Consider the following 13,949-nt stretch of genomic DNA (forward strand, 5'->3'; position numbering starts at 1 on the left):
GATTTCATTTGCCTCATTGGAGAAATCCAAATCTTCAGCAAAGATTTGCAATTCGCTTCCATTGATTTTCAATCGAACCTGGTGTGTAGTTTTATTTGCATAAATGCTAATCCTTTTTAAAGAAGACATAAACTCCTGACGATTGATAGTCAACTTGATATTATTTTCCGCAGGAATTACATTTTCGTAATCAGGAAAACGCTCATCTACCAATCGGCAGATTAATTTAATATTATTGAACTTGAAATAAGCATTGGACATATTGAATTCTACTGCCACGTTCACATTCTCTACAGGTAAACTGTTTTTCAATAAGGATAATGCTTTTCTAGGAATGATAATCCCAGTTCCTGAATCAGAAGCCACGTCTACTCTTCTGTAACGAATCAAACGGTTACCGTCAGTAGAAACGAAAGTGGTGTTGGTTTCATCAAATTTAACATACACACCCCCCATAGCTGGACGTAATTCATCATTACTGGTGGCGTAAATGGTATGATTAATAGCAGTGGCCAGAACATCTGCTGAAATATCTACTGTATCAGGATTTTCCACTTCCTGCACTTTAGGAAAATCTGTAGCATTTTCCCCTGCTAATTTATATCTTCCGTTATCAGAGCTAATTTCGATGCTGTAAGTTTCCTCATCAATTGAAAAGGTTACAGGTTGCTCAGGAAGATTTTTCAAAGTATCCATTAAAATTCTGGCTGGAACTGCAATATTTCCATTTTCAGATGATTCAACTTCAATTTCAGTAATCATGGAAGTTTGCAAATCTGAAGCAGTGATAGTCAAAAGACCATCTTGAATTTCAAATAAGAAATTCTCTAAAATAGGCACCATTGGGTTGGTTGAAATCACCCCATTGATGGATGAAATTTGCTTTAATAATGCAGATGAGGATACTAAAAATTTCATAGTTTTTTCTTTAGGGCTTGCTTTTAAAAATTAATCAAAAGCTTAGCTGTAACTTCTTGATTTTCGATTACCAACAAAGTTAAAAATTAATTTGCAAATCTATACTTTATAGTGCATTAAGCAATAAAAAATTCTTAAATGGGAGGTAAAAGTTGAAAAATGGGTTTATGAGGGGTGATGGAAGTGGGAAGTCGGAAGTAAAAAAACCTACTTGCGTTTAGTTGCTGATACGTGCTTTTTATTAATCCAATTTCCAATGAATATCAAAGTTCCACCAATTAAGTAGATAGCATTGAAGTTTTCATTATAAAGTAATATACCTAATATTATTAAGATTGGAAGTCTAAAATAATCTATTGATATAATAGAACTAATATCATCATCCGTCATGGCTTTAGCCATTGTAAAGTGTGCAGCAATTGCTGATATTCCAACAATTAGTAAAAATGAAAAGTCTCTTATATTGGGTAAATTAATCTCTGTCAAAGTAAGACCAAATGAAATAGGAATTTGAATCAGACACATAATGAAAACAATGTCTAAAGGCTTATATTTCTTAGTCAATTTTTTAGTTGAAGCATGAGCAATTGCATAGCTAATAGCAGATAATAATACAATAATTGATTTAGTATTTATTAAACCAAATCCAGGTCTAATTATTATTAGTACACCTACAAAACCTAAAACTATACTCAGTATCTTTGATGTTGTCATTTTTTCTTTTAGAAAGACAGAAGCAATTATCAATATCCATATGGGTACAGAAAATTCAATAGCAGTTACTTCAGCCAATGACAAATAAATAATTCCTATGATATAACCGTATTGCCCAATTAAATGAAATATATTCCTAAATAAATGTTCATTTATAATAGAATAGGTTAGTCTTGATAATTTATTTTTAAAAAATATAAGAATAGTGAGTAGCCCTATTAAAGACCTAAAGAATATAATTTGAAATGAATTTATACTATTGCTCATTTCTTTAATTCCAATTGTCATAACACAAAATGAAATTACGGAAATCAACATCCATTTTTTAGAATTCATTTTCATTTTCGTAATTGTACTTGCAGCAAGACAAGTGTGTCCCAATCCCGCTCAAAACCTTATAACTCTCTACAGCTTCTCCAACTCTATCCAAAGCTTCTCCATTCGTTCATTTCTTATTGCTGCCCATTCCTTGCCATTTATGTGGACCAAGTAAGCATTGAATTCAGGATTCTTAAAAAGTTCAAGTCTCAGGCTTTTGTCTTTATCTAAGCCTTCAATTTCAATGGTACCGGCTTTATCGAAGCTTTCTCTTTTCTGTAATGCTATATGATCTTCGGGTAAGAATTGATCCACAAAGAAATAATTAAAGCGCTCTACAAAATTCATTACTTCTGCTGAGTCAGCTTGCTGGTTTTGGATGCGCATTAATCGATTATCATATTTGAATTCCACAGTTTCTTTGTTAGGTCTATCAATTTTCAAACTGACCATGTCCTGCCATATCCCATCGAAAATCACCCTATCTCGCCAATCATTTTCAGGAACTTCATAAATGCCAGCTACATAGCTTTGATAGCCTGGCAACTGCATTAAATAAACGTCCTCTCCTTTTACAAAATAAGATCGCATGGCCTGGAAATCACCACCTACTGTGTATGAATTTAATATCCCTTCATTTCCATAAATAGTAACCTGCACCCCAGAATCCAATACATTTTGTTTAATTTTCGCTGAATTCTCTCCAGTTATGGGCCTCTGGATACTGACTTGTTCTAATAATTTAAAAAATACTTGCTGCATGGAAGCATCTAATAGATATTCTTGATTGACTGTCCATGAGTTTCCATTTTTCTCTAATGTGTTCTTGAAATCCTGTCCATTTAATTCAATTCGTAAAATAGACTGCATTGCATTTTCAATAGCGAATAAATCCTTTTCAAAAGAGGTTGATTTCCTTTCATATGGATTGTAATTGTAGGCTAAAATGGTCAGGAGAACCAAAACCACCCAAACTGACAATAAGACGATATTTTTTCTTGATTGAGATTTAGCCATTGAATTTTGCATATTTTCTCTTCCTCCAATAAAATCTTAAGATTCCGAATAGCACTATCAAAAGAATGGGCAAGGCAACGTTTACCAATTGCAACCATACTTTATCTTCCGCTACTTTCACTTTATCCAATGGTCGAATTTTCAATTCCTTATTACGGGAAATAATCAATCCATCTTCATCCAGCAAATAATTTAACATATTGACAATTAACTGGTCATTTGCAAAATTGGAGGGATGATTAGCATATGGATCTACTCCCAAAGGAAAAGGTTGATTTCTTTTTCGATCTATTTCACTCAAAAGCAAATCTCCATCCGAGGCCACAATGATCGAATTTTCTAGACTTTTATTCTTTCTGTTAGCGGCTACTTTTCCTTCAGGTGGTAATCTATTTTGATACGCTGAAGTGAACTTTCCTTCCAACAAATAGGTAACCGGCACATTTTGCAAATTGAAATTTTCTGGTTTAATATCTTCTCTCAAATTTTCAAAACTGATATGAACCGGACCATTCAATTTTCGAGTATAATCAGAAGTAAAAATCAAAGGTGTTTTTTTGATTCCATTTGCAGTTACCGTATCAATTGAACTCACAAATTTACCATATACCGCATTCATATTCCGCACAATCGGGTGATTGGCATATTTATTCAAAATGATGTAATAAGGCCACGGCAACAATTGAATTTGCGGGTCTTTACCCAAATTCCCTGTAACGATTGGGAAATTTCCGCTGTTAACATCTTGCAATACATCCTTATTCACTCGAACTCCATAATTGTATAACAAATTATCCAGCCCAGTCTCAACTGGTAAAGCCAATGCCCCATAATCTTTAATCGAATCCACATCCATCATTAAGCCATCGATGAAAAATAAACTTTTCCCGCCATTCATGATAAATTGGTCAATGTCATAAAGTTCTGAATTATTGAAATCTTCTGTAGGCTTAACAAATATAACCGCATCAAAATTGGATAAACGTTCTGTATTTTGGACAGGAATCAAATCATATTTGGTAGAAACCGCATCATTCAATCCTTTTAAAACATCTCCTGTTGGGGAACCTTTCCCTTGGAATAAAGCAACACTTTTCCGGTCAGGACTTGCAAGACTTTTGATGGTGCTTGCTAATTCGTATTCTAAATTTTCGATGGATTGAGTAATGGCTTGGCTTGCCCCTGCTGCATTATTTCCATTAAGTAAAATAACTGACATGCTTCTCCCTCCATAAGAAATTTCAGCTCCTGGGAATATCAATTTCTGCGATTTTCGTCCTTCTTCACTATCGAAAACCGTGGTGGGTTGAATCCCTTTATCTACTAAATATCTATAAAATTCATTTCGAGCATTGGCTGAAGTCGCTTCATCGGGATTAATGAAACTGTATTGCAGATTTCCATAGGCATAAGTCTTGAATTGCTCCAAAGTCTGCTTTATGGCGGTTTGCAATCGGCTGAACTCTGCATTAATATCACCAGCCAAATAAACCTCCACATAAACGGGCTCTTCCAAATTTTGCAACATGGAAATAGTCGCATCATTCATTGAATATCGCTTTTCCTCTGTCATATCCCAACGGAATATTTGATGACGCATGGCAAGGTTTACAAACACCACTAGAGTGAGAAGGATAAGGAATTTGAGCGTATATTCTGTTGACTTCTTCTTTAGGAATTCCATTTTCTCAATTTTAAAACCCAAAAAGTAGCTCCTAAAAATAAAGCTGTAATTGAAAGGAAATATACTACATCCCGAAAGTCTATCACTCCTTTTCCTAAAGCATCATAATGAGCTAACATTCCTACTTTTTCAATTTGCACACCAGAATCAGCTATAAAAGCAAGGTCTGATATGGATGAAAAACCCATAAAGAATATAAAACTTATAAAAACCGCAATGATGAATGACACAATCTGATTTTCAGATAAGGAAGAAGCAAAAATCCCAATGCCCGTATAAGCAGAAACTAAAAATAACAGACCAATGTAAGCGCCCATAATTCCTGCTGAATCGATATTACCGACAGGATTACTCAAGTAGGACAAAGAAAAATAATAAACCAAAGTGGGAATCAGAGAAATCACTACCAGCACTAATCCTGCTAAATATTTCCCCAATAATAATTTTAGTTCTGTAATCGGCTTGGTCATCAACAGTTCGAAAGTTCCGCTTTTTGATTCTTCTGCTAAAGCTTTCATAGTGATGGCAGGAATTAAAAACATCAAGACATAAGGTGCCAAATTGAAGAAAATGCCCATGTCAGCATATCCATATTCAAAGATGGCGGTATCAGGAAAAACCCAAACCAACAATCCCATGCTAACCAAAAAAACACCCATTACGAGATAGGCTATAAGTGAATTTAAAAAGCTATTGATTTCTTTGCTAAAAATACTCCACATAGGCTCAGTTATTTTGGGTGAGTTTGTGAAACACTTCTTCCATATTGCCTTTTTCCAATGAAATCCCGACTAAATCTACTTCATTTTGGGTGGCCCAGTTCAGGATTTCCTTTCGGATATCTTTCGTGGTTTCCAATAAATATTTTGTTTCGGTCACTAGCTTCAAATTATTGACTTCCGCATGAGTGGTCCAAAATGATAAATCTGCTTGCTTTTCCAGTTCTATCTTAATCGTAAATTTCTCTTTTTCTTCTGTCAATTCATTCACAGCTTGATCCGCCACCAAACGCCCTTCTTTAATAATAATCGCTCTGTTGCAAAGTGCCTGCACTTCCTGCATGATATGCGTACTAAGCAAAACTGTTTTATCTTGACTTATAGATAATATCAAATTCCTGATTTCTATAATTTGGTTGGGGTCTAAACCTGTAGTGGGCTCATCCAAAATTAAAACAGAAGGGTCATGCACCAAAGCTTGAGCTAATCCTACTCTTTGTCTGTAACCTTTGGATAAAGCTCCAATCTGTTTGTTTTGCTCTTTTTGCAATCCACATAAATCTACCAAATCAGCCACCCTGCTTTTTAGTGTTTTGCCTGACATGTCATAAATCCCTCCGCAAAAGCGCAAAAATTCATGCACGTACATATCCAAATACAAAGGATTATGCTCAGGCAAATAGCCAATATGTTTTTTAATTTTTAAAGGTTGTTGCGATACATCTATTCCATCGACCTCCACTATTCCACCATCAGCAGGAAGAGTGCCTGTAATTATTTTCATCGTAGTGGATTTACCTGCTCCATTCGGCCCTAGGAAACCCACAATATTTCCTTTTTTTATTTCAAAAGAAACATCATTTACAGCAATCTGTTCTCCGTATTTTTTAATAAGACCCTTAACGAGAATGGACATTCAGAATTTTATGGTTTGTTGTGGTAATCGATAAACGCAAAAATAGTGTTTTAATTATGAAAAATTCAATTTTCCAACGGAGTCTTATTGTCTGATATGACTTTCTTTCTGCCGTTATCTCACAAAATATCATCTTTCAATCGACACCCCTATAATCCCCTCAAGGGGATAGTTCTCACAGATATACTTTTCCATAAAATGAAAAGTTTCACCACTATTTGATAAAAATATTTAAAGTAAAAACTTAATAAGTGATACAAAATCAAATGGTAAAGAAAAAATAAATCAATGCATCTCCCCCCTTGAGGGGGGCGAAGGGGGGGTGTGATTCGCATTAAAACTTTAAAAATGAAAGTTTCAATTACTCCATAACTAAAGGCTCAAAGCTAAAGCAGATAATGAAAATTATCAGGCAAATCCAACCCAATACTTTTCTTCCTGTGCTTAAAGGACTATCATCAGGTGCTACAGGATGCCTCACTCCTATAAATCTGCCCAATAAGAAGACAAAAAGTAAATAGCCTGAAAAGCCAGTGACAGATGGAAATAGAAAAGAAGTTAAATACTGCGCGGCAAACATTCCCACCGCAAGCATGATGGTAGTTGATTGCTGAAAACCCAATCCTTTAAAGGAAAAATGTAAAAAGCCTACATACAAAAAGCTGTATAAAGCAAAGTCACCTAAATCAATACCTGCTGTAATCAATCCTAAGCCTGCTGCAAATGTGAAAATCATATAAAGCGTAAAAGCTATGAATTGATGATTTTTAGCTCCAAACAAACCATAAATCACGTGTCCGCCATCAAGCTGACCGATGGGAATTAAATTTAAAGCAGTGAAAAACAATGCTAAAAATCCTGCAAATAAATAAGGATAATGAATCAGTTCTCTGTGATTGGGTAATCGCTCAGGATCAGCTATATTATTTTCAAACCAACTAAACAACAGACTATTCCCTAAACTTAAACTCACCAATTCCTCATCATCATAAACATGTTCGGCATAATCCATCCCGTACTGAGCGTATTCTGGGTGAATCTCAAAAATATATTCAGGTTCAGGTAAATTGGTAAATCCATAGAATAACACACCTAATGCCACTACAAATCCAGCTATTGGTCCTGCAATACCTATGTCAAAAAACTGTTTTCTTGATTTTATAGGACCAACTATCCGGATTAAAGCTCCCATAGTTCCAAACGATACTGAACCTATAAAACCTAACCATAGTGGAATATAATTCGGCAAAGTGACTTCAACTTTATGATATTTGGCTGTGAAGAAATGGCCAAACTCATGTACGGTCAATATGAATAGAAAAGGAATGGAATAATGCATTCCTGTTAAGAAATCCGCCCATGAATAATCAGGTGAATAAAAAATAATACGATTGGTTATCCATTCCGAACCAGCAAGAGTAGTAGTAATGAAGGTTAATACAAAAAGTAAAATCTTCTTTGCATAATAGCGGAAATTTTTCTCTATCATATTTCGGATAATTTATTCTCTAATAAATTCATAAAACCACCATTTCTAGTAATATAAAGTGTGTGGATTCCAAGTTCAGAAGCAGTTTCTAAATTTAATTTGGAATCATCCATAAACAAGGCTTTACTTGCTTCTGTTTTACATAAGTTCAACACATTTTGATAGATTTCTTTATCTGGCTTCCGTTGTTTCAACTCATGAGAAAAATATACTTCATGAAAAAGCTCATTTAAATGTTGATAAGAATAAGCATTTGATAATATTTCATGAAAAGCTTTTGCATGAATTGCATTTGTATTACTCAGAATAATGCATTTATAATTACGTTTTAAACGCTTTATTTCTGCAATTCTATCTGCAGGAATCTGTCCCAGCATAGCATTCCAGGCTTGGTCAATTTCTTCATCAGAAGCGGTTAAGTTAAAATTTGTTCTTAAGCTGTGGCGAAAATTTTTATCTGAAATCAGCCCTTTTTCGTATTCTTTAAAAAAAACAGCGGATAAATAAGCATTTTCAACTTCCTTCTCTGTTAGCCCTGATAGTTTGGAAAATGCGCTGATGGTTTTTTCAACATGCAAATTGATAATTACTCCGCCTAAATCGAAAATGATGGTTTTAATTTTTTGCAATGTCCTTAAAAATTTATGAGCTGCAAATATGGGTGAAATGCTGTTGTTAAACAAAAAGACAAAAAAACGAAAATGATTTTATAATATTAAAAATCGCTGTGATTTTTCCTCCCCGTTCATAAAACTCGTCTGTAAAAAATAAATGCCAGGTTTTAATGTATTGGGTAATGTTACTTCAATCTTATTTTCACTGAATTGAATACTTTGCCATTTTATACTTTTTCCAGTCTGATCAAAAACCTTAATATACTGAAGTTCATCTTTTCGTTTCTCCAGAATATTTAAACTAAATGAAAAATCACTTTTTATAGGATTGGGATAAATTGTTTGCGTAAGTAATGAATCGAACTTTAATTCAATTATGGGTCCTTCCTCTTTTTCTCCCTTACAAATTGATAATTGTTGATCTACATTCAATCTAATTTCCGGAAGTCTTTTATACACATTTTCTCCAGGACATGCAGTACTGCAACCATCTTGATGACCTGCAATTACCTCCAGATTTGCATTTAGCGGATGAAAATCACTTTCTAAAACATTTAAATCATCTTTGAATGCTTTCCAGCTCAATACATCAACCAGGCTTTCTAACATGACGGAAGTAGGCTCTGCAGTTTCGTAATTCCCTAAAAGACAAATTCCCATGGTATTAGAATTTGAACCACAAAAATGTGCTCCTAATACCTCATCTTGCTTACCTGTAGCAGGGTCTCTTCCAGCATAGATAACACCATCTGGAGCAACAAGATAATTATAACCGATATCTGACCAGCCGTTTTCTTCTGTATGTAAAATATAAATATTACGTACTGCCTGTGTGAAATTAGAAATATTATTGGAGCCTGCAGAATGATGAACAATCATATGCTCCGTAGTGGTAAAACTTCTGCTGTAGGAAGGGGAAGCAAGGCCTGATCTCCATTCAGACTGCTGAACAACTCCTTCTAATTCACAATCATTATTCTGATTTGAATTAGAACTCCTCTGGGAAAAGTTAGCATACTCACCACTTCCATTTATTAGCACAACCTCTAATTCATTAATATGATCTGGCGTGTGCAATTCTATTGACTGTAACGCTTTATCGAAATGAATTAAGCTGGAATAGAAATAATCTGAATCTTCTGAAGAATGTAAATCATTATTAAAATAAATAGTATCCGACTCATGAATAAAACCAATTTCTGAGAAATCATTAATTACTTTAGATTTTAAGGCAATTGCTGTAAAATTAAAGCTATTCTCTTGCTGATTTCGTTGATTTTCATTGAGGTCGAGTGAAAACGAAGTATGCCTATCTACATCTTGTGCAAAATTTTCAAAAACGATGAAAAGAAAAAATACTAAAATTACAAGTCGCATATGGTTTTCTGGAATTACTTGACAATATAACTGTCTGTATTGACGAAATATTGACTGAGGGGCAAAAAATTATTTCAGCCAATTTTTCTTTAAGAATTTATCTAAAATGATAGCTATTGTAAATGGTCAAGATTTTTAGTTAAATTTTGGTCTCAGAAAAGATTTTTTAAGTATAGGATTGGCTCAAAGAATAACTATTTCTAAAATTACATTCCGAAAAGCTTATATTATATGACTACTCTTCTTGGAATATCCATAGGCAATCTGCTCAATAATTCATAGTTAAGTTGATTGCTTAGTTCACTGAAACTTGCAACCGAAACATTAACTTTACCATTGCTTCCAATCATGATCACTTCATCTCCTTTGCTTACATTTTTACACTCAGTGACATTAATAATCATTAAATTCATATTAACTGTGCCAATGACTGCTACTCTTTTCCCATTTACTATTAGCCTTCCTTGATTACTTAATGAGCGTGCAAAACCATAGGCATATCCAACAGGGACTGTTGCGATCTTCATTTTTTTAGCAGCCTGATAACTTGTTCCATAACCTACAAATTCTCCAACTGGCACTTCTTTTACAGACATGATTTTACTTCTCCAGCTAATGACTCTTTTTAGAGGATGCTTCACTCTTCTATTCAATCCATCATGACCATGCCCATTACTTTTTTGGTAAGCAATGAAAGTTTCTTGACTCGGCCAAAATCCATATAATAAAATACCAATTCTGACCATATCCATCTGGGTTTCCGGATAAGACATGGCGGCTGCTGAGCAAGCTGTATGTCGCCTTTTTGGAACTAAATTATTTTCTTTAAATAATTCATATATTTCATTATACTTTTGGATTTGGTCCACCACCCTTAAGTAGTTAGTAATACTTTCTGCACCAGCATAATGTGTACAAAGCCCTACAAAATCGATAAATTCTTGATTAGCCTGCATGGTTTCGATTACCTCTTTTAAATGAGAATCCTCAAAACCAGTTCTGTTCATTCCTGTTTCTACTTCAATATGTATTTTGGCTTTCTTCTTATGTTTTTTGGCAAAGTGAACAGCCGTCTCGAACCTTCCCATTTCAAAAACATAAAATTCAACTTCATTTTCAATAGCCCATTCCGTTTCTTCATCCTCCATCCAACCCATAATCATTACTTGAGTGGACTTTTTCTTTACTTCGCAAACTTCTGCAGCTTCTTGAGTAGAAAATACCGAAAGGTGCTTTACGTTAGCAGTTTCAAATAAAGAAACCATCTCTTTAATTCCATGACCATAAGCATTCCCTTTCAAAACTGCAGAAAGCAACACATTATCAGCTAATTGCTTTTTAACAAACCTAACATTTTGCCTAACTGCGCTTTTACTTAAAGTAATATTAGAGGTACTGAATATATTTTTACTCATGATTTATGGAAATGATTTTAGTTTGTAAGCACATCGAAGTTCTTTATTGAAAACGATCTAGTTACAATCTGATATTACGTTAAAATAATGAAATCAATTTAATTCAAAATACTTAATTAAACCGCAATACATTTTAATCCCATCCAAAATAATATCATCCGGAAAATCGTATGTCTCATCATGAAGATGCGGGCAATCCTCACCTGATCCAATTCCAAAAAATCCTGTTTTCATTTGTAGTTTGTATTGACCAAAATCTTCACTCCATTTAAAGGGTTTGTCTAGAGGCTTAAAATCAAGATCTACTTTTTCAGCAGAATCTTGCATGATATTGAATGCTTCCTCTGAGTTTTCTGTGGCAGGGAAAGTTTCTGTGTAAGATATTTCGAATTCTAATTGTTCTTTTTCTGCTTGCTCTTTGACCAGATTTTCTGCATAATCGATGAACTTTTGCATATCGACATCTTTCATCGCCCTTAGCGTAATCCTTACTTCACCATAACCAGGCGATACACCAAAAGCAATTTCTCCTAATTGGGCATGGACAACTGTGGCAAGGGTTAGATCTGAGCAATCTAGTTTTTTATGAATAGTTGTCATCTGAGTGGTAATTTCCGCCATTGCCATAACCGGACTTATCCCAAATTCAGGTTCTGCAGCATGACTTGTTCTACCAAATAATTTGATCACCATTCCTCTTGAAGCAGCCGCAAAAGTTCCCTTTTTTGTAAGGATTTGTCCTTTAGGGTACCCTACGATATTATGTAGACCGAATAAATAATCTAATTGAATATCTAATTTTGTTAGACCTCGATTTATGCGCTCAGCACCTTCTCCCGTTTCCTCTGCAGGCTGGAAAAGTAAATACACATTACCATTTTCTAATTCATTCTTCTCAAGAAAAGCCGCTATTCCTGCGACCATGGTCATATGACCATCATGTCCGCACTTATGAGCAGTATGAGGAGTTTTAGAGGCATATTCCAACTCTATTGTTTCCGCAATGTGAAGCGCATCTAAATCAGCTCTAAAGCCAATATTTTTACCTTCTTTTTTTCCCTTGAATAAAGCGATTACTCCAAAGCCTCCAACGTTTTCCCAAATATGATCAGGTTTATATTTGGATAAAAACTCCACTATTATTTCTGCAGTCTTTTCCTCTTGATTTGACAATTCGGCATGGGCATGCAAGTGATGTCTTAATTCTATAAGCTCTTCTAAATCAAGCTTTAAATCCATAAATATTATTTAAACTTATTCTACGGTTTTTTCGATATAATTTGAATTGAGGATGCCTAAAGCACCCATATATTTCACTTTGAAATTTATCAAGTCACCTACTTTTCTTTTTTCAAGGTTATCTCCTAAATCAATTACAATCATGTCAGAACTTGAACCTACAATATTAAAATTATATCCTTCTAAAATTAAATATTTAGGATCAATATCTAGCACGCCAATATCTAAAATAGCTCTGTAACTTGTTTCGCCATAAAGAGATTCGTCTATCTCTGTAGTTTCTCCTTGAGGATTTGCAGCCATTTCTCCCATCGGAACCTTTGGCTTCTGCGTTATTTCAATAATTTCAGTAAAAAGTTCTAAGCAATCATCATGCATTCCTTTAATGGTGGTTTCATCAAATAAATTTGCACCAAAATACAAAGTCTCCCCTATCCTGAAATGATTGACACCAGTCGGAATTTGTTTATTCATGATTAAAGGAATTGTAACTGATGTTCCTCCTGAAACCAACGGTAATTTTCTATTGAATTTCAACTCAATAATTTGTTTATAAAGACTAAGCTGAATAAGCTTATCTTGAGATGGCATAACACCATGCAAACAATTTAAATTTGTTCCTATTCCCTCAATTTGAATGTTAGGTAATTCAAAAACCTTAGCATAAAAATCAATAAGGTGATCACCCATTACACCTTCTCGTAAGTCTCCTGTTTCCACCATAATGATGACCTTATGGGTTTTATTTTGCCTTACTGCTTCATCAGAAAGTAATTTTAGGGTATAATATTCGGTATTCATACTCATATCAGCATAACGCACAATATCAGGAATACTTCTTTTTGCCGGAGGTTTGATATAACAAGTCTTTACAGTCGAATCAATTTCCTTCACTTTTTGAAGATTTGCTATTCTAGAATCGTGTATTTCCCTAAAGCCAAGGTTTATCACTTCCTTTAAGTAAAGTTCATTTCCACAAAACAGTTTTGTAACTGCTCCCCAGTCTAAGTTATTTTTCGTGAAAAGATCATGTAAAAAATCAAAGTTATGCTTGAGCTTATCTTTGTATAGTTTTAAAAATGCCATAATTATTTTTTTAACCTCATCTCCAGATATTTGTTGGTGAAGCCTAATTTCTCGTATAAGAATTTAGCTGGATTTTCAGGTTCTACATGAAGGGCAATATCGCCTCTAGCAGTGTTGATTGCTTTTTTCATTAATTCCTTCCCCACACCTTTTCCTCTCTGATCAGCATGAACAGCTATATACACCAAGATGTTTTCAGGAATATATCCTGACATACCTGTTTGATTCACAACTACCGCGCCTTTAATACTTCCGCTTTCCCTAGCTAAGACTACAAAACCTCCTTGATGGCCAAATGAACTTAGTGCATAATCCAGACATTTCATGATGTCGTTCTTAGGATCACCAAATTCATCCAAATGGTTAAAGAGAAAATCTGCTATCTCGTTTTTTTGTAAAGTAGTTGCTGAGTCTATTGAAGTTAAAGTTTGATATTCCATGTA

Annotated in this window: 13 protein-coding genes; all 13 read right to left on the minus strand. The window is 34.3% G+C overall.

Translation table 11 applies throughout. The features are described from left to right. Nucleotides 1–918 (minus strand): DNA polymerase III subunit beta (dnaN, locus tag VFM92_RS10035; RefSeq protein WP_325122083.1); only part of this gene is annotated, 918 nt, incomplete at its 3' end. 207 nt (nt 919–1,125) lie between these two features. Then, nucleotides 1,126–1,974, minus strand: coding sequence for a DMT family transporter (locus VFM92_RS10040; protein WP_325122084.1), 849 nt, complete (start codon nt 1,972–1,974; stop codon nt 1,126–1,128). 63 nt (nt 1,975–2,037) lie between these two features. Next, entirely contained in the window at nt 2,038–2,967 is a 930-nt protein-coding gene (locus VFM92_RS10045) for a hypothetical protein (protein ID WP_325122085.1), read from the minus strand. Continuing rightward, nucleotides 2,960–4,651, minus strand: a complete 1,692-nt coding sequence (gene gldG, locus VFM92_RS10050; protein WP_325122086.1) for a gliding motility-associated ABC transporter substrate-binding protein GldG — start codon at nt 4,649–4,651, stop codon at nt 2,960–2,962. The genes VFM92_RS10045 and gldG overlap by 8 nt, the downstream gene beginning before the upstream one ends. Further along, nucleotides 4,639–5,373, minus strand: a complete 735-nt coding sequence (gene gldF, locus VFM92_RS10055; RefSeq protein ID WP_325122087.1) for a gliding motility-associated ABC transporter permease subunit GldF — start codon at nt 5,371–5,373, stop codon at nt 4,639–4,641. The genes gldG and gldF overlap by 13 nt, the downstream gene beginning before the upstream one ends. A 4-nt stretch (nt 5,374–5,377) precedes the next feature. Next, on the minus strand, nt 5,378–6,286 hold the full coding sequence (gene gldA / locus VFM92_RS10060; protein WP_325122088.1) for a gliding motility-associated ABC transporter ATP-binding subunit GldA: 909 nt from the start codon (nt 6,284–6,286) through the stop codon (nt 5,378–5,380). Nucleotides 6,287–6,647: 361 nt separating this feature from the next. Continuing rightward, nucleotides 6,648–7,775, minus strand: coding sequence for a site-2 protease family protein (locus tag VFM92_RS10065; RefSeq protein WP_325122089.1), 1,128 nt, complete (start codon nt 7,773–7,775; stop codon nt 6,648–6,650). Further along, nucleotides 7,772–8,404 carry an HAD family phosphatase gene (locus tag VFM92_RS10070; protein WP_325122090.1) on the minus strand — a complete coding sequence of 211 codons (633 nt, stop codon included), beginning with the start codon at nt 8,402–8,404 and terminating at the stop codon, nt 7,772–7,774. The genes VFM92_RS10065 and VFM92_RS10070 overlap by 4 nt, the downstream gene beginning before the upstream one ends. A 78-nt stretch (nt 8,405–8,482) precedes the next feature. Then, complete coding sequence (locus VFM92_RS10075) at nt 8,483–9,766, minus strand: N-acetylmuramoyl-L-alanine amidase (protein WP_325122091.1); 1,284 nt, start codon at nt 9,764–9,766, stop codon at nt 8,483–8,485. 227 nt (nt 9,767–9,993) lie between these two features. Beyond that, the gene (gene alr / locus VFM92_RS10080; protein WP_325122092.1) at nt 9,994–11,181 is read right to left on the minus strand and encodes an alanine racemase; all 1,188 of its coding nucleotides are present in this window, start codon (nt 11,179–11,181) and stop codon (nt 9,994–9,996) included. A gap of 93 nt (nt 11,182–11,274) precedes the next feature. Next, nucleotides 11,275–12,420: an amidohydrolase gene (locus VFM92_RS10085; protein ID WP_325122093.1), complete on the minus strand. Its 1,146-nt coding sequence runs from the start codon at nt 12,418–12,420 to the stop codon at nt 11,275–11,277. 15 nt (nt 12,421–12,435) lie between these two features. Then, nucleotides 12,436–13,506, minus strand: coding sequence for an alanine racemase (locus tag VFM92_RS10090; RefSeq protein WP_325122094.1), 1,071 nt, complete (start codon nt 13,504–13,506; stop codon nt 12,436–12,438). 2 nt (nt 13,507–13,508) lie between these two features. Continuing rightward, nucleotides 13,509–13,946: a GNAT family N-acetyltransferase gene (locus VFM92_RS10095; protein ID WP_325122095.1), complete on the minus strand. Its 438-nt coding sequence runs from the start codon at nt 13,944–13,946 to the stop codon at nt 13,509–13,511. Nucleotides 13,947–13,949: the final 3 nt, after the last annotated feature.

Origin of the sequence: Marivirga sp. (assembly GCF_035704835.1) — a bacterium.
In the GTDB taxonomy this organism is placed as follows: Bacteria; Bacteroidota; Bacteroidia; order Cytophagales; family Cyclobacteriaceae; genus Marivirga.

What these genes read in the sequence shown, in the direction of transcription:
- VFM92_RS10040 (WP_325122084.1), bottom strand. Translation starts at nt 1,974, where the DNA reads ATGAAAATGAATTCTAAAAAATGGATGTTGATTTCCGTAATTTCATTT.
- VFM92_RS10045 (WP_325122085.1), bottom strand. Translation starts at nt 2,967, where the DNA reads ATGGCTAAATCTCAATCAAGAAAAAATATCGTCTTATTGTCAGTTTGG.
- gldG (WP_325122086.1), bottom strand. Translation starts at nt 4,651, where the DNA reads ATGGAATTCCTAAAGAAGAAGTCAACAGAATATACGCTCAAATTCCTT.
- gldF (WP_325122087.1), bottom strand. Translation starts at nt 5,373, where the DNA reads ATGTGGAGTATTTTTAGCAAAGAAATCAATAGCTTTTTAAATTCACTT.
- gldA (WP_325122088.1), bottom strand. Translation starts at nt 6,286, where the DNA reads ATGTCCATTCTCGTTAAGGGTCTTATTAAAAAATACGGAGAACAGATT.
- VFM92_RS10065 (WP_325122089.1), bottom strand. Translation starts at nt 7,775, where the DNA reads ATGATAGAGAAAAATTTCCGCTATTATGCAAAGAAGATTTTACTTTTT.
- VFM92_RS10075 (WP_325122091.1), bottom strand. Translation starts at nt 9,766, where the DNA reads ATGCGACTTGTAATTTTAGTATTTTTTCTTTTCATCGTTTTTGAAAAT.
- alr (WP_325122092.1), bottom strand. Translation starts at nt 11,181, where the DNA reads ATGAGTAAAAATATATTCAGTACCTCTAATATTACTTTAAGTAAAAGC.
- VFM92_RS10085 (WP_325122093.1), bottom strand. Translation starts at nt 12,420, where the DNA reads ATGGATTTAAAGCTTGATTTAGAAGAGCTTATAGAATTAAGACATCAC.
- VFM92_RS10090 (WP_325122094.1), bottom strand. Translation starts at nt 13,506, where the DNA reads ATGGCATTTTTAAAACTATACAAAGATAAGCTCAAGCATAACTTTGAT.
- VFM92_RS10095 (WP_325122095.1), bottom strand. Translation starts at nt 13,946, where the DNA reads ATGGAATATCAAACTTTAACTTCAATAGACTCAGCAACTACTTTACAA.